Below are 290 nucleotides of genomic sequence, written 5' to 3'. Positions count from 1 at the left end.
ATTGACGGGGGCCCGCACAAGCGGTGGAGCATGTGGTTTAATTCGAAGCAACGCGAAGAACCTTACCAGATGTTCCCACAAAAGAAACAACAGACGTTATATTGGATTCGTGAACTTATGGGTGCAGTATTAATTCAAGCGATTCACGCAATTACCCTATGGTTAGTTATTACACTTATTGGGGGTGCGCAAAATCCTATTATAAAATTAATATTACTTGCGATGTTTATCCCAGTTGGTGAAATCGTGAAAAGCTTTATTGGCCTTAGCACCAATGCATCCGCTGGTAT

1 protein-coding gene is annotated in these 290 nt (G+C 41.7%); it reads left to right on the top strand.

Going from position 1 to position 290, the window contains the following annotated elements:
* Positions 1–290 (top strand): hypothetical protein (locus SB717_RS35100; protein WP_410907515.1); only part of this gene is annotated, 290 nt, incomplete at both ends.

This window comes from Priestia sp. SIMBA_032 (assembly GCF_046535215.1).
Lineage (GTDB): Bacteria > Bacillota > Bacilli > Bacillales > Bacillaceae_H > Priestia > Priestia aryabhattai.
This window is presented reverse-complemented; position numbering and strand designations above follow the sequence as displayed.